The following is a 20,049-nucleotide window of genomic DNA, read 5'->3' as shown; positions in this document are numbered from 1 at the left end:
ACCGAGGGGGCTGTCGTGGCGAAACGCAAGGTGGCGAACCCACTGGCCTTCGCCGTTCTCGGGAGCCTGACCGAACGCCCGATGCATCCGTACGAGATCTCGACGATGCTCAAGGCGCGCGGCAAGGACTCGAGCATCAAGCTCAACTACGGCTCGCTGTACTCGGTCGTCGGTGCCCTGGAGAAGAACGGCTTCATCGAGGCGCAGGAGACGATCAGGGACGGCAATCGCCCGGAGCGGACGGTCTACCGGCTCACCGAGGCGGGCTCGGCCGAGTTCCAGGACTGGCTGACCGAGCTGATCGGGTCACCGGCCCGGGAGTACCACCCGCTGGAGGCTGGGCTGGCGTACATGCCAGGCCTGCCGCCGGACCGCGTGGTCGAGCTCCTCCTCGACCGCATCAAGGCAATCGACGCAGAGATCGAGCAACTCGAGACCGCCCACCAGTACATGGCCTCGATGGACTTCCCGCGGGTCTTCTGGGTCGAGTCGGAGTTCCGGCTGGCGCTGCTGAAGGCCGAGTCGGCCTACGTGCATCAGCTCACCGAGGAGATCCGGACCGACAGTCTTGGTGAGTCGGGATTCTGGCGGAAGGCGTGGCAGACCTTCGCCGAGACGGGAGTCTCACCGAACGAGCAGCTCAGGGACCCGGTCAAGTACTTCGGGCAGGAGTTCGCCTGGATGAAGGCGGTGCCACCAGGAGGACTGTAGAAGAACGGCCCCGACCCACGGCGCGGCAACGCCAAGGGTCAGGGCCGCAGTTTCCTCAGAGTCGGTCCGAAGACCGGGTATCCAAGGGCACAACCATCAGGATAGCCAGCCCCGGACCGGCTCCCCATCACACCAAGGGAGTCACCCACCATGGCTACGCATGCCCTGGAAGCACTGCAGTTGGTCAAGACGTATCCGGCCGGTCGCCGGAAACCACCGTTACGCGCACTCGACGGACTGACCTTCAGCGTCGGCGAAGGCGTCGTACTCGGCCTGCTCGGCCCGAACGGCGCCGGCAAGTCGACCACCGTGAAGATCCTCACGACCCTGTCCCGCGCCGACTCCGGGACCGCGCGGGTCGCCGGGTACGACGTGATCCGCGACCAGGCCAAGGTCCGGCACGCAATCGGTTACGTCCCGCAGAAGTCCAGCTCGGACCCGATGGCTACCGGCGTCGAGAACCTCGTGCTGGGCGGGCGCATCTACGGCCTGTCCCGGACCGACGCCGTACGGCGGGCGACCGAACTGCTCGAGCGGTTCGGCCTGACCGAGTTCGGCGATCGTCAGGTCAAGACGTACTCCGGCGGAATGCAGCGCAAGCTGGATGTCGCGCTCGGCCTGGTACACCGGCCGCGGGTCCTCTTCCTCGACGAGCCGACCACCGGCCTCGACCCGGAGGCGCGTGCGGACCTGTGGACCGAGGTCGGACGGCTGGCAGGCGCCGAAGGCCTGACGGTGTTGCTCACCACGCATTACCTGGAAGAGGCTGACCGGCTGGCGGATCAACTCGCGATCGTCGATCACGGCAAGATCGTTGCCGAAGGCACCCCAGAAGGGCTGAAGTCCGAGCTGCGCGGTGACTCGGTACAGGTAGAGCTCATCGATGCCGACACCGACGGAACCGTTCGCACCCTGCTGGGACAACTGCCCGGGATCGGCGAGATAGTTGTCGAAGGCAAGGTGTTGCGCGCACGAGTGGCTCACGGCGCGACCGCGGTTCCCGCCGTACTGGGAGCCCTTGAGGACAAGGCGATTCCGGTCTCCGCGGTGACGGTTTCGCGACCATCGCTGGACGACGTGTACCTGAACTACACGGGTCGCTCGTTCCAGGCAGCCGAGGAGGCGGCGTGATGACGACTGCAGTTGCGCACACTCGACTCATCACCGGTCGCTGGCTGCGCGCGTCGTACCGGCAACCGGCTCTGATCATCTTCACGCTGGTTCAGCCGGCGATCTGGCTGCTGTTGTTCGGGCAGGTGTTCCAGGGCGTCGTGCAGATCCCGGGGTTCGGCGACACGTCGTACATCGCCTTCCTGACACCGGGGATCGTGATGATGACCGCGCTGATGTCGAGCGGCTGGAGCGGTACGACGTTCATCGCGGACATGGAACGCGGCGTGATGGACCGGATGCTCGCCTCACCGGTGAGCCGCGGCGGGCTGATGGCCGGACAGCTGATCAGCAACGCGACCAACACGCTGATCCAGACGGTGCTCGTGTTCGCGATCGGGATCGCTGCCGGCGCCCGGTACGACGGCGGCGCAGCCGGCTACCTGGTCACGGCCGCGGCGTCGATGCTGATCGGGATCGCGTTCGGTTCGCTGTCCAACGCGGTCGCCCTGCTGACCCGGCAGCAGGAGGCGCTGATCGGGATCTCGCAGTTCGTCTCGTTACCGCTGACGTTCATGTCGTCGATCATGATCGACCCGAAGGTGGCACCGCACTGGGTCGGTGTGGCCGCCCGGTTCAACCCGGTCGACTGGGCCGCGATCGCCGCCCGGCAGGCGCTGTCCGCCGACCCGGACTGGTCGTCGGTGCTGCGCCACGGCGGCTATCTGGCCGCGTTCACGCTGATCGTCGGGTGGCTGTCGACCCGGGCCTTCCGCACCTATCAACGGTCGGTCTGACGGTCCTCGACCCAAGGGGCTGCAACCCCTTGGGTCGAGGACCAGCTTCGGTGTGGGCGGCGACGATCGCGTCCGCCTCGGCCCACGGCTCGGCGTCGTCGTCCGGACGGACGATCGCCCCGGACCGCTGGCTGCTGAAGTGCGAGAGGACGGCGTCCTCGATCGCACGGTCGCTGGTGGTGTTCACGAGCACGTCGAGGCGGCGGTGGTGGCTGAGGATCCCGGCCACCGCGTGGTCGGCCTGCTCCGGGGCGAGGCCGAGCGCCTCGACCTGCCGCGGGAACGCGCCGACGAGGTCATAAACGGACTCGGGGTGCCGGGCCGCCGCGACGACGACCGCTCCGGACGCGGCGGCCGCGGCCACGATCGAGCGCCCCAGAACGCCATCCGCCCCGGTCACCAACCAGACCTTCGCCATCCGTGCTCCCCCTCGGTCACCAAGCCCACCCTAAGTCAGACTCTAGTCCAAGTTGATGTCATAGTCTGCAGATGGACTCTGACTCGGCAACAGTCGACGCAGCCCCACTGGGCCGCCGGGAGCGGAGCAAGGCGGCGGTGCGGCAGCGGCTGCTGGAGGCGGCGCTGGCCGCCTTCGCGGAGAAGGGCTACCGGGCCTCGACCATCGACGAGATCGCCGAACGCGCCGATGTCGCCCGGGCCACGGCCTTCAACCATTACCCGCGCAAGGAGGACTTCCTCCTCGAGCTCATCCTGAAGCGGCGGCAGGGCATCCGCGAGGGGCTCGAGGAGCAGCTCGCGTCTCCCGGCCAGACCGTGCTCGACGGTATCCGCGAGGTGGTCCGGGCGGCCGCCCGCTCGTACGAGGCGAACCCGGAAACGAACCAGGCGATGATGCACGCGATGCTCCAATCCGGCGTGATGGCCACGGCCGGCTCACACTCGACCGGCCTCGCTTTCGGCCGTGCGGTCGCCGTCGGGCAGGTGCGCGGCGAGATCCGCACCGACGTGGACGCCTACGCGATCGGCAACGTGCTCTTCGACGGCTGCGTGGGCATCCTCTACCGCTGGGGCCTCGGCGAGGTCGAGCTGCCCCTCGAACAGGCCTTCGACACCGCCCTTGACGTCGTGGTCACCGGAATTTCACCGCGCTAGACCGGCGCGAAGTTCGCCGTGATCCGGCACGCTTGAAGCCACTGACCGTTGCTTCGAGGGGAACGCACATGAGCAGAGCGAGTCGCCGGGCCGTCCTCGGCGGTGCTGTCGCCACCGCCGCCGGTATCGCCGCCAGTGGAACGTCCACCGCCACCACCCACCGCCCACCCGGCAGGTTCACCGGGAAGGTCGTGTTGATCACCGGAGGAACCTCCGGAATCGGCGAGGCCACCGCCCGGGCCTTCGCCGCGGCCGGGGCACGCGTCGTCTTCGGTGGCCGGCGGACAGCGCTGGGCCGCGAGGTCGAACGCACCATCCGAGCCGCGCGGGGAGAAGCGACGTACCAGGAGAGCGACGTCCGCTCGGCTTCGTCGATGGAGGGGTTCGTCAATGACGCCGTACGGCGTTATGGGCGGCTCGACATCGCGTTCAACAACGCCGGCGTACAGGTCGGGTCGGTCGCGGAGTGGAGCGATGGACTGGCCACGAACGCGCATGGGCAGTTCCTGGCGATGAAGTACGAGCTCCCGCACCTCATCGCGAGCGGCGGCGGGCACATCATCAGCAACTCGTCAGCTGCGCAGGACCTGGTCCGGACGGCCGCGGCCGAGTACGGCGTACAGGGGGTCCGCGTGAACACCATCCTGGCGGGGGCTGTGCCGGCTGCCGCGGTTGCGCAGGCTGTGCTCGGTCTCGCGGGTGACGAGTTCAGCTATCTGTCCGGTACGACGATTCCGGTCGGCGGTGCGTCCGTCTGATGCAGGCCGTTGTCGTACATGGCCCAGGAGATGTCCGTGTCGAGTCGCGGCCGGATCCGTCGCCCGGGCCCGGTGAGGTACTGGTCGCGATGGAGTGGGGTGGCATCTGCGGGAGTGACATCTCCTACGCGCGACACGGCTCCTCCGGTACGGCGGTCCTCCGTCATCCACTCGTGCTCGGTCACGAGGTGGCGGGGCGGGTCGCCGTACTGGGTGCGGGAGTTTCGTCTTATGGGGTTGGGGATGCGGTGACGGTGCATCCGGCGACGCCGTCCTCGGAACCGCTGCCTGAGTTGGTGGCGGGGCGGACGAACCTGCATCGGGAGGTTCGGTACTTCGGGTCGGCGGCCTTCGATCCGCATGAGGACGGTGGGTTCTCGACGTACCGGGTGGTGCGGGTGGATCAGTTGCGGGCACTGCCTGCTGGGTTGTCCACACGGATTGCTGCGTTGGCCGAGCCGCTGGCAGTTGCTTTGCATGCGGTCGGCCGGCTGGGCGATGTGCGAGGCCAGTTCGTGTTCGTGAACGGCGCTGGGTCGATCGGGTCACTGGTGGTCGCGGCTTTGAAGGCTCGTGGGGCTGCACGCGTAGCGAGTGCAGACGTGACCGCTGAGGCGTTGGCGATGGCCTCGGCCATGGGTGCGGACCACCTGTTCGATGCGGCCGTGGGGCTGCCGAACGACAGCGCGTTGGTGGTCGAAGCTTCTGGCGTTCCAGGGGCACTCGGTGCGGTCCTGCGAGCGACGGCTCGCGGCGGGACCGTCGTACAGGTGGGGAACCTGCCGATCGCGCCGACGCCTGCGGTGTTGGGCGATCTGGTCTCGCGCGAGATCACCTGGACTGGTTCGTATCGGTTCGTCGACGAGATCACTGAGGCCGTCGCGTTGTTGGCCGGCGGGCTCGACGTGACGCCGTTGATCGCGGGTGAGTACGACCTGGCCGACGCCGCCGCTGCGATCGATGCTGCGGCGACGACGGCCGGGAAAGTCTTACTACGCTTGGGCTAGCGCCTCGGCGTACCAGGGCTTGATGATCGTGTCGATGATCGCGAGGCGTTCGTCGAACGGGATGAACGCGGACTTCATCGCGTTGATCGCGAACCAGCGGAAGTCCGCCAGCCCGTAGCCGAACGTCTCCGCGAGCAACGCCAGTTCGCGGCTCATCGACGTACCGCTCATCAGCCGGTTGTCGGTGTTGACCGTCACCCGGAAGCGCAGCTTGGTCAGCAGCCCGATCGGGTGCTCGGCCAGCGACGTCGCCGCGCCGGTCTGCAGGTTCGAACTCGGGCACATCTCCAGCGGAATCCGCCGGTCCCGCACGTACGCCGCCAACCGGCCCAACTCCACCTTTTCGCCGGCCGGGTCATGGCTGATGTCGTCGATGATCCGCACGCCGTGCCCCAACCGGTCCGCCCCACACCACTGAATCGCCTGCCAGATCGACGGCAACCCGAAAGCCTCGCCGGCGTGAATCGTGAAGTGCGCGTTCTCCCGCTGCAGGTACTCGAACGCATCCAGGTGCCGGGTGGGCGGATACCCCGCCTCCGCCCCGGCAATGTCGAACCCGACCACGCCGGCATCGCGGTACCGCACCGACAACTCCGCGATCTCCATCGACCGCGCCTGATGCCGCATCGCCGTCAGCAGTTGCCGCGCCACGATCGGCCGCTCGGCCGCCGCCATCCCGTGCTCGAACCCCTCCCGCACGGCATCCACGACCTGCTCCAGCGACAACCCCTTGGTCAGATGCTGCTCCGGCGCGTACCGCACCTCCGCATACACCACCCCGTCTGCCGCCAGATCCTGCACACACTCACTGGCCACCCGCGAGATCGCCTCAGCCGTCTGCATCACCGCCACCGTGTGATCGAACGTCTCCAGGTACCGCTCCAACGACCCCGAGTCCGCCGACTCCACGAACCACTGCCCCAGCTCCCCCGCATCCTCCCGAGGCACCCGGTGGCCGACCTCCTTCGCCAGCTCCACCACGGTCGCGGGCCGCAACCCACCATCCAGATGGTCATGCAGAAGCACCTTCGGCGCCGCGTTCAACTGCTCAGCCGTGATCATCCACCCATCTTCGCACCGGCACCGATCTGCCCCGATCTGCCCCGGGATGCCCCTGGAATCCCTTCGTGTCGCAGGCCTGTCCCGCGAAAGCGTTGCCGATGAACGACAAGCCGCGCTTCGAAAGCGCCCCCGCCCGATCGTCCCTCCCCGCCTGGTACCAGACCTGCTCGACCGCGTCTCCGAACACATCACTACCGGCCACCGCCGCGCAGTCACCGCCGCCAACCGCGAACTGCTTCGCAGTTACTGGGCCATCGGCCGCGAGATCCTCGCCCGCCAGTCCGAGGAAGGCTGGGGTGCAAGCGTCATCGACCGGCTCTCCACCGATCTCAAGTCACGCTTCCCCGGCGCTACCGGTTACTCGCCACGCAACCTGCGGTATATGCGCACGTTCGCCGCCGCCTGGCCGGCCGACGCAATTCTGCAAGCGCCGCTTGCAGAATTGCCCTGGTACCACCAGTTGGCGCTCATGTCGAAGCTCAGTGAACCCGATATGCGCCTCTGGTATGCCGCCGCTGCGGTCGATCGCGGGTGGAGCCGAGACATGCTCGCGACGTACATCGACGCCCGGTTCCACGAACGAGCCGGCAAGGCGATCACCAACTTTGCCACGACGATGCCGCCGGGTGACTCCGACCTCGCTCAGCAAGCAACACGCGATCCGTACCTGTTCGACTTCCTCGGCGCCACCGACGGATGGCGGGAGCGGGAGGTCGAGCAACAGCTCGTCGAGCATGTCGGCAAGTTCCTGCTGGAGCTCGGGCAGGGGTTCGCCATCCTCGGACAGCAGGTGCGGCTCGAGCTCGGCGATGAGGAGTTCTTCTGCGATCTGCTCTTCTACCACCTCGAACTACGCTGCTTTATCTGCACTGCCTCAACCACAAGATGGAGCGCGAGGCCAACCTACCGATCGACGTCGACCAGCCCACGGTCGCGTTGGACTCACGGCCGGAGCGAGACAGTGGTACAGTGGTCCCATCATGATCAGCCCGGACGCCTAACGGCTCGGGCTGATTTTCTTTTCCCGGAGGAATGAGTCATGGCGGAGTACGAAAAGCCGTGGCTGCCGGTTTCCGAGCAGATCGAACGACTCGCCAAGCGCGGCGTCGACGTCGGCGACCGGAATGAGACTTCGTCCCTGCTCAACGCAGTCGGCTACTACCGGTTGACCGGCTACCTCTACCCCTTTCGGTCATCCGAGTGGGTAGCTGGGCCGGACGGGCACGACGCCCTGGTCATCCTCGATGAGTACCAGGCGGGCACCTCCATTGCCGCCGCAGCAGCGTTGATCGACTTCGATCGCCAAATGCGGATGCTGGTGCTCGACGGAACCGAGCGCATCGAGGTGTCACTGCGAACGAGCATTGGACACCTCCTGGGCGAGGTGTCGGCCTACGCCCACACTGAGCCGGCCAATTTCGGGCCCGCTTTCACAGAGCACGGCACCAATCCGCAGACCGGCGAAAGCTTGCCGAGCAAGCTCGATCACTGGATCGAACGGGTCGAGCAGCGCTAAGACAGCTCCGACGAAGCCTTCGTCGCGCACTTTCGGGATCGCTATGACAACAAAATGCCGATCTGGGCGCTGACCGAGATCATGGAGTTCGGACATCTCGCCCGGCTGTACGCCGGTCTCAACAACCCACTCGCGACGAAGATCGCGCAGTGGTACGGCGTACCCTCCAAGCGCGTGATGGCGAGTTGGATCGCCAGCCTCAACTATGTGCGCAACGTCGCCGCGCATCACGCAAGGTTGTTCAACCGGAAGCTGGTCATAGCGCCCAAGCGATCCAGCAGGGGGAGCATCCCAGCGCTCGATCATCTCAGCGATCACGACAGCGCCAAGGCACGCTTCGGCGTGTACAACGCCTTGGCGATAATGGCTTATCTGATCGGTGTCATCGATCCGAGCTGCGATTGGTCCAGAAGAGTCGCCCAGCTCTCGAGGCTGAGCTCTCCTCCCCACCACCCGAGGTCTGAGTGCGACAGGTCGTCCCTTTCTGCAAGTGCCGCTTGCAAAGGGCCGGCCGGTCAGGCGGGATGGCGTACCCGGCCTGGTTCTCGGTGAGGCTGCCGGTGGGTGTGGCGGGCGGTGATGGCGCTGCGGATGCCGGCGATGAAGGTGGCCATGAGGCCGGCGGTCATCACGCTGGTGCCGGCGACGGTGCCGAAGTTGTCGGAGACCAGGTTGGGGGTCAGTTGTCCGGCCAAGGTGCCGACGCCGGCGATCCAGAAGGCGATCAGCACCGCGAAGACCGGGTGCCACCACCAGCGCGAGGTGAGGACCGCCAGTACGCCGGCCAGGACGATGAACGCAATGCCGGGAGGGAAGGCGACGCCGAGCGGCGGTAAGGCCTCGGAGAACTTGCCCGGGTCGGCGATCCACTGGATGACCAGGCCGGCGACACCGACGAGCAGACCGGCCAGCGCGACCAACGTCAGACGACTGAGACGGATCATGATTGATTCCTCCGGGCGTTGAGCACCGCGGTGACGGCGAAGATGGCCGCGGCGCCGAAGCTGAGCATCTGTAGCCAGCCGGAGGCGAACTCCAGGAAGTTGTCCGGTGCGAGCAGCCGGGGTGTGAACCCGGTCGTGGCGAGTCCGCCGACGACAAAGAAGGTGCTCCCGGCAACTATCAGCAGCGGCACGAAGCGCCACGCCGCCAACGCCACCAGGACGGCCATGCCGAGGTCGATGAACGGACCCGGCCCGTCATAGCCGGTTGCTTGGTCACCGATGGCGGCCAGGACGAGCGCCGTACACGTGGCGATCAGGTAGGTCCGGTGCCGACCGTGAGCACGGCCGATCGCTGTCCAGGCAATCGGATGATCGTTGACTTGAGTCTGTGCTGTCACGAGACAGCCCCCTTCGTGGATGTGGAATAGCCACCATCCTGGTCAACGGTCACGCTCCCGTCGTCGTATCGCAGGCGGCTTCCTGCCTACCCCGCTCGGCGTAGGCAGGACCTCCGCGCCTGCTTCCACCGGCTCAGGCGGGGTGGATGGCGAAGACGGGGACGCCGGGGGCGATGTGGTGGAGGACTTCGTCGGGGGAGTTCTTGGTGACGTCGCCGTCGAAGAAGGTTTTCAGCTCCATGGACCACAGCTTGACGTAGCGGCGGAGGACCTCGGTCTTGTCGGCGTCGGGGATCTCTTCGGCGCGGAAGGTCTCGGTGGTGCGGCCCAATTGGAGGCGGGCTTCGGGAGTAGCGCGCAGGTTGCGGACCCATTGGGTGTGACCGCGCGGGGCGACCAGGTAGCGCTGACCTTCCAGAACGATCAGGCTGACGGGCGTACTGCGCCACTCGCCGGACTTGCGGCCGCGGACGGAGAGGACGCGGCTTCCCAGCAGGCCGAGGCCGAGCTTGGTGAGCGGGACCACGAGCCGATTGAGGAAGCGCATGCTGCCCGCGCCGGTGGTGATGACGCGCTTGCTGTCGTAGGTCTGCTGGTACTCCGGCATCGTCGTGCCCTTCTCGAAGTCATTTGCGAGAGCAGTGCTCTCTGTTGTGATCAGTGAACACGGAAGCACTGCTCACTGTCAAGAGCACTGCTCTCGGTTTTGTGGCAGACTGGGCCCATGAGCGCCGGACGTACTGCCCGTGAGCGAGCCCGGGCCGAGCTGACCGACGAGATCAAGGCGGCCGCGCGACGGCAGTTGGAGACCAGCGGCGCCGAGAGCTTGTCGCTGCGGGCGATCTCACGCGAGCTCGGCATGGTGTCGTCATCCCTGTACCGCTACTTCCCCAGCCGGGACGACCTGCTCACCGCGCTCATCATCGACGCGTACGACGCTCTCGGCGAGGCCGCAGAGCGCGCAGCGAACCAGGAGTACCCGCACCCCCGCGAGGCGTGGATCGCTGTTTACGCCGCCGTCCGCGACTGGGCCCGCGCGAACCGGCACGAGTACGCACTGATCTACGGCTCACCCATCGCCGGCTACCAGGCACCGCAGACGACCGTCCAGCCGGCTGCACGCGTGCCGCTGGTGCTGCTGCGCATCCTCGGGCAGGCACACGCCGAGGGTTGGCTCAAAGACCTGGACGCGCCCGAGCCCACTGGCCGGCTCGCCGAGCAGGTCGACGTACTGACTGAGTTCGCGCCCGGTGTACCGCGGCGGATGCTGTTGCGAATGGCGATCGTCTGGACGCAGCTGTTCGGGATGATCAGCTTCGAGCTCTTCGGTCAGCTGGTCGGATCGATGGACCCGGCCGACGACTTCTTCACCGAGACCAGCCGTCAGATGGCCGCGTTCGTGGGGATCAGCTGAACGCCTTCGGCAGGGGCAGCGCGAGCGCGCCCCGCACCCGCCGTACATAGTCTTCGCGCGGGATCGAGATCGCGCCCATCGTCGCCAGGTGGTCGGTCACCCACTGGATGTCGAACACCCGCTCCTCGGCGTACTCGTCGTCCAGCAGCTCGATCAGCCCGGCCACGGCCGCCTTCGACCCGTCGGTCTTGTGGTGGAACATCGACTCCCCGGCGAACAGTCCGCCGATCGCGACGCCGTACAGGCCGCCCGCGAGCTCGTCTCCGTCCCACGCCTCGACCGAGTGCACCCAACCGAGCCGGTGCAGTTCGGTGTACGACGCGATGATGTCCCGATCGATCCAGGCGCCGGTACGGCGTGGGTCCGCGCAGGCCCGGATCACCTGGTCGAACGCCGTGTTCACCCGGATCTCGAACTTCGCCCGGGCCCGCCGTACCGTCCGCGTCGGCCGGTACCCGGCCACCTCGATCACGCCGCGGTCCACCGGCGACCACCACAGCAACGAACTGCGGTGGTCCGGCATCGGGAACAACCCCTGCCGGTACGCCGCCAATACCGTCCCCGGGCGCAGATCCGCCCCACCCGCCACCACGTCACCGTCGCCGGCGACCGACACCGGCGGGAAGTCCCACACAGACGCAGCAGGCTCGACAGGCACCCTCACATCCTGGACCACGACGAATCCCAGGGAACACCGAGGGTTTGTCCCGAGTGGCGCGGGCACCTGGGCCACGTAGAGTTGCTGATACATGGGAGTGAGGACGCCCAGGTCTCCGACATGTGGGGTCAGGCGGGAAGGAGCACTGTGGCCGGAGTAGCCAGGTTCGTTGCCAGTAGTCTCGCGCCCGCTGCCCAGCGGTTCGCGCCCCAAGCTGCAGCGGGCGTACTGCGCTCGATCCTCGAGTTCGCCATCGACGGGTACCAGCGGTTCCCGAGCGCCGAGCGGGTCGCGGAGAACAAACTCGCCAAGGTCGGCGGCGACCCACAGCTCGCCATCGACGCCGTGGTCGACCAGCACATCCGGCTCGCCGGCGTGCAGGGCTTCGTCACCAGCATCGGCGGCCTCGTCACGCTCCCCGTCTCCCTCCCCGCGAACATGACCGGCATCGCGATCGTGCAGGCCCGGATGGTCGCCGCGATCGCCCACCTGCGTGGCTACGACCTCGACGACCCCCGCGTCCGTACGGCGGTCATCACCTGCCTGCTCGGCGAGGACGGCGTCACCGACCGCCTGAAGAAGTCCAGCCTGGTGACCTCACCCCTCGCCATCGCCACGGCACCCGTCTTCGACCCCGAGCTCGACCGCCAGGTCGCCACCGAGGTCGTCGCCGAACTGATCGCCCGTGTCAGCGGCAAACGCATGGCCATCACCGTCACCCGCCGCGTCCCGCTGCTCGGTGGCGCCGTCGGAGCCACCGTCGACGGCTGGTCGACGTACCGGATCGGTCAGTACGCCGACAAGAGCCTCATCCGCCGGATACCGCGCCCGATCGAGCCCTGAAGTCCCACGTCTCGGTCACCCTGAGCACCGTCAGCAACCACTCAGCCTGACGGCGTTGGCCTCCATCGAGCCCGCCGTGTACTTCTTGCCGCACAAGGTTGCGCCCTGCCACGGTGTCCGGTACGACCGCCATGGGCCGGACTCGGTGGTGTACGTACGTCCGCCGGGCTTGCAGACGTGGTACGCGTAGCGGCCGCTGTAGACCCTCGTCCCGGACCACAGGACGTACCGGCGCTGCGTACTCGCCACCGCAATCTTCCAGGTGTCCGTGATCGACTTCGTGCTGGTGTGCGACCCGGCGACCGACAGCTTCGCACCAACGGTGACGCTCGCCTTGGCGAGGATCACGCCGGCCTTCACCGAGGCCTCGGTGGTCACGTCGATACCTGCGGTGAAGGTACGCTCCCACGCGATCGACTTCGCCCGGTCGAAACCAGTGCCTGGCGAGAGCGAAATGACCTCCAGATGCGTAGGCGCGTACGCGGACTTGGTGCCGCTGACCGTCGCCCACTTCTCGCCCGGCTTGCAGACCTGCGGGTACGCCGACGCCGTCGTCGCTGGTGCGATGGCGATCAAGGCCGGTGCTGCCAAGGCCAGGACCGCCGCGATCCGGATCCCCCTACGAACCTTCATGAGTCACCTCTGTCCGTTTCCGGCACTCACCGTGAGCGCCGTGCAACAGCCTCATCCGCGAGGCTGCGACCGAACAGGGACAAAGTGGTACACCAGCACCGGTCAGCTGGGCGGTGTCGTTCCGTGCGCCGCGTAGACCTCTTCGGCCAGACGCAGCTGTTCCTGGCCTTCGGCGACGCGGCCGAGTCCGAGGTAGGTGTACCCGAGGCCGGTCCGAACGCGCGCCTCGCGGTGCCACAACTCCTGGCTCACCGCGATGTCCAAGCTCTCGTGGTACGCCACCAGCGCCTCCGCATAGCGGCCCAGCTCACGGTAGGACGCGCCCAACTCGTCCAGCGCTTCGGCCAGGACTCCGGGCCGACCGACCGGCCGGACCATGTGCACTCCGGCCAGCAGTACCGGAATCGCCACCGCTGCCTGACCGCACTCACGCAGCGAAGCCCCAGCGATGGCGCGCACTCGGCCCTGCAGTCCCGGGTCGTCCTGAGCAAGCGCGATCGCCGCCTCGAACGGCTCGAGCTGACGCTCCGGCTCGCCATCGCGCCCGTACAACATGCCTAACGTCAGCTGCGCCCACAGGGCGTGGTGGGCAGCGTCAGGCTCCTGAGCGATCAGGTCGACGGCTTCCCGCACGACCACGAAGCCCTCCTTCGTACGGCCGGCCCGCTCGAGCATGTGAGCAAGATTCACCAGCGAGCTGGCCAGGAATCCCGGTGCCCCGATCAAGCGCGCGGCCTCGGTGGCAAGCATCAGCTCGTCCGCGGCGGCGGAGAAGTCGTCGAGCTCGCCGAGTGCGAGCCCCAGATCGAAGCGGACCAGCGCCGTACCGACCGGATCCGATCGTAGGTCGGTCAGCGCAGCAGCCGTCCGGTTCAGGTCGCGCCACTCCAGCCACCGCTGCCGGTGCCGCCCGAAAGCGTTCATCCCAACAGCAATCCGTACGGCGGTCTGCCGGTCCTCCACGGTCCCCAGGGCAGCACGCCGCGCGAGCTCGACAAGAGCGCTCCGGTTGGCGTCCAGCCAGTCGAGGACGTCGTCGACAGCAGACAGGTCACGTGCGTCTGCAGCCCAGGCCGCATCTCGCCAGGTCACGCTCAGCGGACCCTCTGCGTCCAGCTCGTCGGCGCGCCAGAGCATCGACAGGTAGCACTTGAGCACCCGCTCCCCGACGACCCGATGAGCCTCCGCACTCGCACCCTCCTGGCCGACCGCGCGGACCAGGTCGTGCAGGCGGTAGCGGTGCAGAGCCGGCGCCTCCAGCAGGTGTACGTCGACCAGCCGGTCGAGCAGGTCCTCCGTGTCGTCCAGCGTCCGCCCGAGCCCCGCGGCCGCGACCCGGAGCGGGAACTCCCCCGCATCGAGCAGGGACAGCACGCCGAACGCGTCGGCAGCGTCCCGATCGGCGGGCACCGCCCGCAGGTCGTCGATCGACACCGCGATCGACGCCCGTACGCCGATCTCTCCGTCCGCGAGCTCACCGAGTCGGGTGCTCGCGTCGGCCAGCCGGTCGGCGAGCTCCTGCGGCGGCAGTCCCGTGCGCAGCCGCGTGCCGGCGATGCGCAGCGCGAGCGGCAGATTGCCGCAGGCGTGCACGACGGCCAGTGCCGCGTCGGGTTCGGCCGCAACGAGGGCCGCACCGATGACCTCGGCGAGCAACTGCAGCGCCTCGTCGTCGGGCAGTACGTCGAGCCGCAGGTGCAGCGCACCGGCCAGTTGATCGAGCAGTCGTCGACTCGTGATCACTGCCGCGGCTCCCGACGTACCGGGAATCAGCGGAGTCACCTGCTCCACAGTGGCCGCGTCATCCAGTACGACGAGCATCCGGCGCCCCGCGATCGCGGTCCGATACCGGGCTGTCGCCGCAGCGAGGTCGTCCGGAATCTCCTGCGCCTGTACGCCGAGGGTCCGGAGCAGGAAGGTGAGTCCCTGCAAGGGAGCCAGCGGCTCGGTCTCACCGCGCAGGTTCAGGTAGATGCTGCCGTCGGGGAACTGCGCTTCGACGAGATGGCCGACGTGGACAGCGAGCGTGGTCTTTCCGACACCGCCCATCCCCGTCACAGCGGAGATCACCACGCTCGTCGTGTCGGCAGGCTCGCCGGTCCGCAGCAGCAACTCGGTCAACGTTCGTACCGACTCGGCCCGGCCGACGAAATCCGTGACACCTGCAGGCAGCCGATCGGGGGTCTCGGTCGGTCGGCGGGCAGCCTGTTCCAGCCGGTCACGATCGGCGGGGCCGAGCTCCAAGGCATCGGCCAGCCTGCTCACGGTGAGTGCGCGGGGATGGTGCCGCCGCCCGATCTCCAGTGTGCGGATCGCCTCCACGCTGAGTCCGGAGCGCTCGGAGAGCTGCTCCTGGGTCAGCCCGGCCACGCGACGGAACTTCCGCAACAACTCCGGCACCGCACTCACGCCGTACCCACCGTTCTGTTGGTCCGGAGCCAGCCGCGAAGGTCCGCGGGTGACCACGACGGTCTGCCGACCATCCGGGCGGCCGCTCGGCGGAGCTCGGTCGGCAGCCCTCCGCACAGCTCGACGACCTCGAGCGTCGCCGCCGGATCGCGCTGCCATCGGTCGGCACCGGCAAGCTGATGAAGCAACCGCACCGCATCCGGAACCGGTAGTCCAGCAAGGACGATCCGGTGTTCCGTGGCTACCTCACCGAGCGGCCGGCGACTCGTCACGACGACCGTCCCTATTGTTGCCTTAGGCACCTGATCCGCCGACGCCACGTCATCGAGCACGACCAGCGATCCCGCGGCCGGCCGGACCGGACCGCCGCCACGAACGAAGACCTCGCCGGCAGGGAACACCACCTGGCGGGCCGCATGCACGGCCAGCGCCGTCTTGCCCGCACCGGCCGGACCGGCGATCACGATCGTCCCCGGCGCTGCCAGCAGGCCGACCAAGCGACGTACCTCGTCGGCTCGACCGGTGAAGTCCTGGACGTCCGCAGGCAGCTCATGGGGAACAGCGCTCTGCTCCTGACCTGCCGCGGCGAACATGGCCAGTTCCGCGCCCACCAGCCCGAGCGCGTCGGCCAACGACTCCAGGGTCGCGCCGCGCGGCGACTTCCGCCGACCGGACTCGAGGCTGCGAATCGTCTCGGTCCCCAAGCCGGAGCGCTCGGCCAAGCCGGCCTGGGTCAGCTGGGCGGCCCCTCGAAAGCGCCGTAGCAGCTCCCCGAACGAGCGCGTCTCCACTCCGACGTCCATGCCCCCTGCCCTTCCGTTGCCCGAAGGAGCAACAGACGCTAGCCGGAGGTACAGGTCAAAGTGGTCTACTTCCGCCCATCCTTGCAGGAACGTGCAATGTCAGCCGGCGAGGGCTTGGACGACGCGGCTCGGGGAAGGTTTGCCGAGCCTTTCGGCCATCCAGACGCTGGTCTCGACGAGCTTGGGGAGGTCGACGCCGGTCTTGATGCCGAGGCCGTCGAGCTGCCAGAGCAGGTCCTCGGTGGCGAGGTTGCCGGTGGCGGACTCGGCGTACGGGCAACCGCCGAGGCCACCGGCGGAGCTGTCGACCGTGGTGACGCCTTCACGGAAGGCGGTGAGGGTGTTGGCGAGGGCTTGGCCGTAGGTGTCGTGGAAGTGCACGGCGAGCTTGTCAGTGCTGACACCGGCCGCGGTGAAGGCGGCGATCAGGGCGGTGACGTGGCCGGGGGTCGCGACGCCGATGGTGTCGCCGAGGGAGAGCTCATGGCAGCCGAGGTCGACCAGGCGGGCGCCGACCTTGACGACCTGATCGATCGGTACGTCGCCCTCCCACGGATCGCCGTAACACATCGACACGTAGCCGCGGACGGTCAAACCCTCAGCCAGCGCTCGCTCGACGGTCGGAGTGAACATCGCGAACTGCTCGTCGACCGTCGAGTTCAGGTTCTTCGCGGCGAAGGTCTCCGTGGCACTGGCAAAGATCGCGATCTCCCGGACTCCGCTGGCGAGGGCGCGGTCGAGACCGCGCTCGTTCGGGACCAGGACCGGCGCGCGGACGTCGTCCGGCAGGTCGAGTTTGGCCAGCAGTTCGGTCGCGTCAGCGAGCTGGGGAACCCACTTCGGGTGCACGAAGCTGGTCGTCTCCACGGTGCGCAGGCCGGCGTCGACGAGCCGGCGGATGAACTCCGCCTTGACCTCGACGTCGACGATCGCCGACTCGTTCTGCAGCCCGTCCCGCGGCCCGACCTCGTAGATCGTGACCTCGTCGGGCAGCCCGTCGGCCTGCACCAGCTGCGGTGTCCGCATGTGTCGCCTCCGTGCGTTCGGTGGGGTACCCCACCACAATGGCTCGTGATGACAACTCTGGCTGACATTCTGCGCCGCGTCGAAGGCGGCACCTTCCCGGATCCCGATCTCGGCGTGACGGTTGTCTCACCACCGTCCGCGCGGGAGTCCTGCGTGATGGCATTCACCGGGCACATCGTGGTCGCCGCCGAAGTCGACGCCAGTTGGGTCACCGACCGCCTGACGCCCGAGGACATGGTCGAGCCCGTCTCCCCGCCGTTCCTCACCGCCCTCGCGGAAGCGACCGGCCGGCACGCGCACTGCCTCGACGCGATGCTCCTCGCGCCGCCGCTCCCGGAGCCCGCCGTACTGGCTGATCTCGAAGAATTGACCGGCAGCGATCACCCACGGCTGGTCCGGGCGCTCAAGTATCGCGACGACGTTCGCGCGTACGTCGATCCGTACGGCGGCGTCGTCATCGTCGGGCGCGGCGTGGCCGGACGTCTCGAGTGCGCGATCGAGGTCCCGGGGTCCGCACAAGGTCAAGGGCACGGCCGCCGGCTCGCGCAGGCTGCTCGTGCCCTGATCCCTGCCGACGCGCATCTCTGGGCGCAAGTCACGCCCGGCAACGCCGCGTCGTTCCGCGCCTTCCTCGCCGCCGGCTATCGCATCGTCGGCTCGGAGATCCTCTTCTTCTGAGACAGCACAGTTTTATGGGCAGTACAACTTAGGGGCAGTGCTCCGGGGAGCGGCCGGCGGCGGCCACAGTGGTGAGGTTGGCCGGAGCTCCCGGTACGGCGACCTTCGGGGCCAGCGAGCCGTCCGCGTGTCGGCGGCGGGTGAAGGCTTGGCCAGCGGAGATCGCGGTGATCTGGAGCTCGCCACCTGCCGAGGACGCCGCGACCTGATCGGCCGGATCGCCGGTCGCAGTCGGAAATTGCCAACTGCCGTCGGTGTGCTGAATCGCGTAGTGCAGCTGGCCGCCTGCGGCGATGACGACCATCATCTCGTCGCCGACCACGGTGACGGCGACGGAGGTGATGCCGCTCATCGTGGCGAACAGGTTCCGCGAGCTCCAGCTGCCGTTGCCGTTCCGGACCCGGTGATAGATCCGTCCGGAACCCTCGACCTGCATCATGTGGAAGGTGCCGTGGAACTCGGTGGCGGCCACCAGGTTCGCGGCATCGCCGAGCCGGTTCGGGCCGTCCCAGCGGCCGTCGGGGAACTGCATCAGGTGATAGACGACCCCGCCCGAGGCGAAGGCCACTTGCAGGCAGCCGAGCACGACCGCGGCCGTCATCGACGACACACCTCTGAGCTCGCCGAACAGGTTCCGGGTACTCCAGCTGCCGTCGACGGCACGCACCCGGTGATAGATCGCGTCGCCGGTCATCTCCATCACGTTCAACGCACCGTTGAACTCGGATGCCGCCACCAGCCAGGCCGGGCCACCCAGCGCGTTCGGGCCGTCCCAGCTGTCGTTGGCCTGCTGGATCGCGTGGTGCACCGCGCTGTCCGAAGCCAGGATGACCTGTGCCTGCGGATCGAGTGAGGCACCGGGGGCGTCGAGTCGGTAGAGCGCGGCCGCGCCGGGGGCGAGCGAGACCGTGATCGAGGCCGCGCCCGGCTGGGCCGTGTAGGTCTTGGTCGCCGGGTCGAAGCGCGAGACACCAGTCACCGTTGCCGTGTTCACGTTGATGGTGGCCTGCGCGGACGCCGAGTGGGACCAGTTCGCCACCAGCAACCACCTGGTCCGCGGCTTCCGGTCCTTACTGCGGAAGCTGCCGAGAACGACAGGGTTGCCGGAGGTGCCGGTCAGGAACGTATCCGGCGTGAAGGGCTGCACGCTGGACGGGACCGATCCGTTCGCGTGCACCACGCGCTCCGACACGAGCGGTAGGAGCTCCGCACCGACCGGCGCGAGCCAGGTGGTGTTCAGCGTCTTGGCGTAGTCGTAGATCGGGGACCGATTGCCTTCGTAGTCGATCAGTGCGGGGCCATAGCTTGGCGGCGGCTCCGGCGACCAGTAACAGAAGTACTGGATGCCCTTGCACCCGTAGGCCAGGCTGACGTTGACCTGCCATGCGAGCTCGGCGGCCGATGGCGACCGGTAGTGCCAGTGCGGGACGGAAAGGATGTAGATCCAGGTCGGCACCCCAGCACCCAGACCGGCCGCGCGAAACTCCTGCCACTCGGCGCAGTAGCCGCCGAAGTCGCTACCGTCGTCCATCAACGGATAGCGGTCGTACGACAGCATCTGCGGCTTGACGGTACTGGCGAACTCGTGGATGTAGTTCCGCCAGCCCCCGAAGTCGGGGAGCAGATTGATGTTCTGCAGCAGGTTCGGGGCCGCCGCACGCAGCGCGGCCGAGCCGGCCGCGAACCGCGGGAACTCGCTGGCCTGCGGCTCGTCGGTCAGCCGGAAGCCGGCGAACGACGGATGCCGGGTGAACTCCTCGCGCCGCTCCAACGCCTTCTCGGGCCAGTTGACGACCAGCGCCTTCAGCCCGACCTGGTCGGTGAGGTCGAGCGTGCTGTGGACGTACGGCACTTCCTTGTCGTCGTCACTCGCGCCGACGAAGGAGAAGGTGAACCCGGCATCCTTCATCTCCTGGAACCGCTCCAGCAGGTTGAACCGCGTCTGCATCGACGGCGGCCAGAACGCGCCGATCGGGAACTCCGGACCGGAGATGATCGGCAACGGCGAGCAAGGGGCAGCAATCGCCTGCGTGGTCTTCGCGAGAGCTGTGGTGGCGGGCAGGAAAGGCAGGATGCCGGCCGCGGCGGCGAGCTTCAGAAGTCCGCGGCGGGCGATCGTCGGCGTGGGCGTCGCGCTGGAATCGTCCGTCATGCAAGGAATTCGAGCAC

General features: G+C 67.9%; 21 protein-coding genes and 1 pseudogene. 11 read left to right on the top strand and 11 right to left on the bottom strand.

Going from position 1 to position 20,049, the window contains the following annotated elements:
* Positions 1-15: 15 nt before the first annotated feature.
* The 3 genes from ACFVWG_RS17440 (at position 16) to ACFVWG_RS17430 (ending at position 2,618) form a co-directional block, all read left to right on the top strand.
* The gene (locus ACFVWG_RS17440) at positions 16-711 is read left to right on the top strand and encodes a PadR family transcriptional regulator (RefSeq protein WP_391544306.1); all 696 of its coding nucleotides are present in this window, start codon (positions 16-18) and stop codon (positions 709-711) included.
* Between the two features lie 150 nt (positions 712-861).
* Positions 862-1,842 carry an ATP-binding cassette domain-containing protein gene (locus ACFVWG_RS17435; RefSeq protein ID WP_391544305.1) on the top strand — a complete coding sequence of 327 codons (981 nt, stop codon included), beginning with the start codon at positions 862-864 and terminating at the stop codon, positions 1,840-1,842.
* Positions 1,842-2,618, top strand: a complete 777-nt coding sequence (locus tag ACFVWG_RS17430; protein ID WP_391544304.1) for an ABC transporter permease — start codon at positions 1,842-1,844, stop codon at positions 2,616-2,618. The genes ACFVWG_RS17435 and ACFVWG_RS17430 overlap by 1 nt, the downstream gene beginning before the upstream one ends.
* Here ACFVWG_RS17430 and ACFVWG_RS17425 read toward each other — a convergent pair.
* A complete protein-coding gene (locus ACFVWG_RS17425) occupies positions 2,557-3,036 on the bottom strand; it encodes an SDR family NAD(P)-dependent oxidoreductase (protein WP_391544303.1) in 480 nt (159 codons plus the stop codon). The genes ACFVWG_RS17430 and ACFVWG_RS17425 overlap by 62 nt on opposite strands.
* Positions 3,037-3,107: 71 nt before the next feature.
* On the opposite strand from ACFVWG_RS17425, the gene ACFVWG_RS17420 reads away from it, so the two are divergent.
* The 3 genes from ACFVWG_RS17420 (at position 3,108) to ACFVWG_RS17410 (ending at position 5,496) form a co-directional block, all read left to right on the top strand.
* A complete protein-coding gene (locus tag ACFVWG_RS17420; protein ID WP_391544302.1) occupies positions 3,108-3,731 on the top strand; it encodes a TetR/AcrR family transcriptional regulator in 624 nt (207 codons plus the stop codon).
* A gap of 68 nt (positions 3,732-3,799) precedes the next feature.
* Positions 3,800-4,489, top strand: coding sequence for an SDR family NAD(P)-dependent oxidoreductase (locus ACFVWG_RS17415; protein WP_391544301.1), 690 nt, complete (start codon positions 3,800-3,802; stop codon positions 4,487-4,489).
* Complete coding sequence (locus ACFVWG_RS17410; RefSeq protein WP_391544300.1) at positions 4,489-5,496, top strand: L-idonate 5-dehydrogenase; 1,008 nt, start codon at positions 4,489-4,491, stop codon at positions 5,494-5,496. Before ACFVWG_RS17415 ends, ACFVWG_RS17410 begins: the two co-directional genes overlap by 1 nt.
* Here the strand turns inward: ACFVWG_RS17410 and ACFVWG_RS17405 are convergent.
* Complete coding sequence (locus ACFVWG_RS17405) at positions 5,482-6,558, bottom strand: adenosine deaminase (RefSeq protein ID WP_391544299.1); 1,077 nt, start codon at positions 6,556-6,558, stop codon at positions 5,482-5,484. The two genes, ACFVWG_RS17410 and ACFVWG_RS17405, sit on opposite strands and share 15 nt — an antisense overlap.
* Before the next feature lie 46 nt (positions 6,559-6,604).
* On the opposite strand from ACFVWG_RS17405, the gene ACFVWG_RS17400 reads away from it, so the two are divergent.
* Together ACFVWG_RS17400 and ACFVWG_RS17395 are read left to right on the top strand one after the other, a co-directional pair.
* Complete coding sequence (locus ACFVWG_RS17400) at positions 6,605-7,594, top strand: YhcG family protein (protein WP_391544298.1); 990 nt, start codon at positions 6,605-6,607, stop codon at positions 7,592-7,594.
* 3 nt (positions 7,595-7,597) lie between these two features.
* A pseudogene (locus tag ACFVWG_RS17395) lies at positions 7,598-8,626 on the top strand (Abi family protein).
* Here ACFVWG_RS17395 and ACFVWG_RS17390 read toward each other — a convergent pair.
* The 3 genes from ACFVWG_RS17390 to ACFVWG_RS17380 form a co-directional block, all read right to left on the bottom strand.
* Complete coding sequence (locus ACFVWG_RS17390; RefSeq protein WP_391544297.1) at positions 8,590-9,018, bottom strand: hypothetical protein; 429 nt, start codon at positions 9,016-9,018, stop codon at positions 8,590-8,592. The pseudogene ACFVWG_RS17395 and the gene ACFVWG_RS17390 sit on opposite strands and share 37 nt — an antisense overlap.
* Entirely contained in the window at positions 9,015-9,416 is a 402-nt protein-coding gene (locus ACFVWG_RS17385) for a hypothetical protein (RefSeq protein WP_391544296.1), read from the bottom strand. Before ACFVWG_RS17385 ends, ACFVWG_RS17390 begins: the two co-directional genes overlap by 4 nt.
* A gap of 133 nt (positions 9,417-9,549) precedes the next feature.
* Positions 9,550-10,023 carry a nitroreductase family deazaflavin-dependent oxidoreductase gene (locus ACFVWG_RS17380; protein WP_391544295.1) on the bottom strand — a complete coding sequence of 158 codons (474 nt, stop codon included), beginning with the start codon at positions 10,021-10,023 and terminating at the stop codon, positions 9,550-9,552.
* Between the two features lie 117 nt (positions 10,024-10,140).
* Between ACFVWG_RS17380 and ACFVWG_RS17375 the strand changes: the two genes are divergently transcribed.
* A complete protein-coding gene (locus ACFVWG_RS17375; protein WP_391544294.1) occupies positions 10,141-10,830 on the top strand; it encodes a TetR/AcrR family transcriptional regulator in 690 nt (229 codons plus the stop codon).
* Here ACFVWG_RS17375 and aat read toward each other — a convergent pair.
* Positions 10,823-11,488 (bottom strand): leucyl/phenylalanyl-tRNA--protein transferase, encoded by a 666-nt coding sequence (gene aat / locus ACFVWG_RS17370; protein WP_391544293.1) that lies wholly within the window; start codon positions 11,486-11,488, stop codon positions 10,823-10,825. The genes ACFVWG_RS17375 and aat overlap by 8 nt on opposite strands.
* Positions 11,489-11,635: 147 nt before the next feature.
* On the opposite strand from aat, the gene ACFVWG_RS17365 reads away from it, so the two are divergent.
* Positions 11,636-12,331 (top strand): EcsC family protein, encoded by a 696-nt coding sequence (locus ACFVWG_RS17365; RefSeq protein WP_391544292.1) that lies wholly within the window; start codon positions 11,636-11,638, stop codon positions 12,329-12,331.
* A 30-nt stretch (positions 12,332-12,361) separates the two neighbouring features.
* On the opposite strand, the gene ACFVWG_RS17360 is transcribed toward ACFVWG_RS17365, so the two are convergent.
* The 4 genes from ACFVWG_RS17360 to ACFVWG_RS17345 form a co-directional block, all read right to left on the bottom strand.
* A complete protein-coding gene (locus tag ACFVWG_RS17360; RefSeq protein WP_391544291.1) occupies positions 12,362-12,964 on the bottom strand; it encodes a hypothetical protein in 603 nt (200 codons plus the stop codon).
* 102 nt (positions 12,965-13,066) lie between these two features.
* Positions 13,067-15,373 carry an ATP-binding protein gene (locus ACFVWG_RS17355; RefSeq protein WP_391544290.1) on the bottom strand — a complete coding sequence of 769 codons (2,307 nt, stop codon included), beginning with the start codon at positions 15,371-15,373 and terminating at the stop codon, positions 13,067-13,069.
* On the bottom strand, positions 15,370-16,176 hold the full coding sequence (locus ACFVWG_RS17350) for a helix-turn-helix domain-containing protein (RefSeq protein ID WP_391544289.1): 807 nt from the start codon (positions 16,174-16,176) through the stop codon (positions 15,370-15,372). The genes ACFVWG_RS17355 and ACFVWG_RS17350 overlap by 4 nt, the downstream gene beginning before the upstream one ends.
* 99 nt (positions 16,177-16,275) lie before the next feature.
* The gene (locus ACFVWG_RS17345) at positions 16,276-17,202 is read right to left on the bottom strand and encodes a hydroxymethylglutaryl-CoA lyase (RefSeq protein WP_391544288.1); all 927 of its coding nucleotides are present in this window, start codon (positions 17,200-17,202) and stop codon (positions 16,276-16,278) included.
* A gap of 48 nt (positions 17,203-17,250) precedes the next feature.
* On the opposite strand from ACFVWG_RS17345, the gene ACFVWG_RS17340 reads away from it, so the two are divergent.
* Positions 17,251-17,880, top strand: a complete 630-nt coding sequence (locus ACFVWG_RS17340) for a GNAT family N-acetyltransferase (RefSeq protein ID WP_391544287.1) — start codon at positions 17,251-17,253, stop codon at positions 17,878-17,880.
* 28 nt (positions 17,881-17,908) lie between these two features.
* Here ACFVWG_RS17340 and ACFVWG_RS17335 read toward each other — a convergent pair whose 3' ends face one another.
* On the bottom strand, positions 17,909-20,032 hold the full coding sequence (locus tag ACFVWG_RS17335) for a hypothetical protein (protein WP_391544286.1): 2,124 nt from the start codon (positions 20,030-20,032) through the stop codon (positions 17,909-17,911).
* Positions 20,033-20,049: the final 17 nt, after the last annotated feature.

Source organism: Kribbella sp. NPDC058245 (assembly GCF_042882005.1).
Taxonomy (GTDB): Bacteria; Actinomycetota; Actinomycetes; order Propionibacteriales; family Kribbellaceae; genus Kribbella.
Note: the sequence above shows the minus strand (reverse complement) of the source record. Positions and strands in the feature narration are given on the sequence as shown.

Coding starts and splice junctions, on each gene's coding strand:
- ACFVWG_RS17390 (WP_391544297.1), bottom strand. CDS start 9,018: ATGATCCGTCTCAGTCGTCTGACGTTGGTCGCGCTGGCCGGTCTGCTC.
- ACFVWG_RS17410 (WP_391544300.1), top strand. CDS start 4,489: ATGCAGGCCGTTGTCGTACATGGCCCAGGAGATGTCCGTGTCGAGTCG.
- ACFVWG_RS17335 (WP_391544286.1), bottom strand. CDS start 20,032: ATGACGGACGATTCCAGCGCGACGCCCACGCCGACGATCGCCCGCCGC.
- ACFVWG_RS17360 (WP_391544291.1), bottom strand. CDS start 12,964: ATGAAGGTTCGTAGGGGGATCCGGATCGCGGCGGTCCTGGCCTTGGCA.
- ACFVWG_RS17415 (WP_391544301.1), top strand. CDS start 3,800: ATGAGCAGAGCGAGTCGCCGGGCCGTCCTCGGCGGTGCTGTCGCCACC.
- ACFVWG_RS17340 (WP_391544287.1), top strand. CDS start 17,251: ATGACAACTCTGGCTGACATTCTGCGCCGCGTCGAAGGCGGCACCTTC.
- ACFVWG_RS17425 (WP_391544303.1), bottom strand. CDS start 3,036: ATGGCGAAGGTCTGGTTGGTGACCGGGGCGGATGGCGTTCTGGGGCGC.
- ACFVWG_RS17345 (WP_391544288.1), bottom strand. CDS start 17,202: ATGCGGACACCGCAGCTGGTGCAGGCCGACGGGCTGCCCGACGAGGTC.
- ACFVWG_RS17350 (WP_391544289.1), bottom strand. CDS start 16,176: ATGGACGTCGGAGTGGAGACGCGCTCGTTCGGGGAGCTGCTACGGCGC.
- ACFVWG_RS17435 (WP_391544305.1), top strand. CDS start 862: ATGGCTACGCATGCCCTGGAAGCACTGCAGTTGGTCAAGACGTATCCG.
- ACFVWG_RS17405 (WP_391544299.1), bottom strand. CDS start 6,558: ATGATCACGGCTGAGCAGTTGAACGCGGCGCCGAAGGTGCTTCTGCAT.
- ACFVWG_RS17420 (WP_391544302.1), top strand. CDS start 3,108: ATGGACTCTGACTCGGCAACAGTCGACGCAGCCCCACTGGGCCGCCGG.
- ACFVWG_RS17375 (WP_391544294.1), top strand. CDS start 10,141: ATGAGCGCCGGACGTACTGCCCGTGAGCGAGCCCGGGCCGAGCTGACC.
- ACFVWG_RS17430 (WP_391544304.1), top strand. CDS start 1,842: ATGACGACTGCAGTTGCGCACACTCGACTCATCACCGGTCGCTGGCTG.
- ACFVWG_RS17380 (WP_391544295.1), bottom strand. CDS start 10,023: ATGCCGGAGTACCAGCAGACCTACGACAGCAAGCGCGTCATCACCACC.
- ACFVWG_RS17400 (WP_391544298.1), top strand. CDS start 6,605: ATGCCCCTGGAATCCCTTCGTGTCGCAGGCCTGTCCCGCGAAAGCGTT.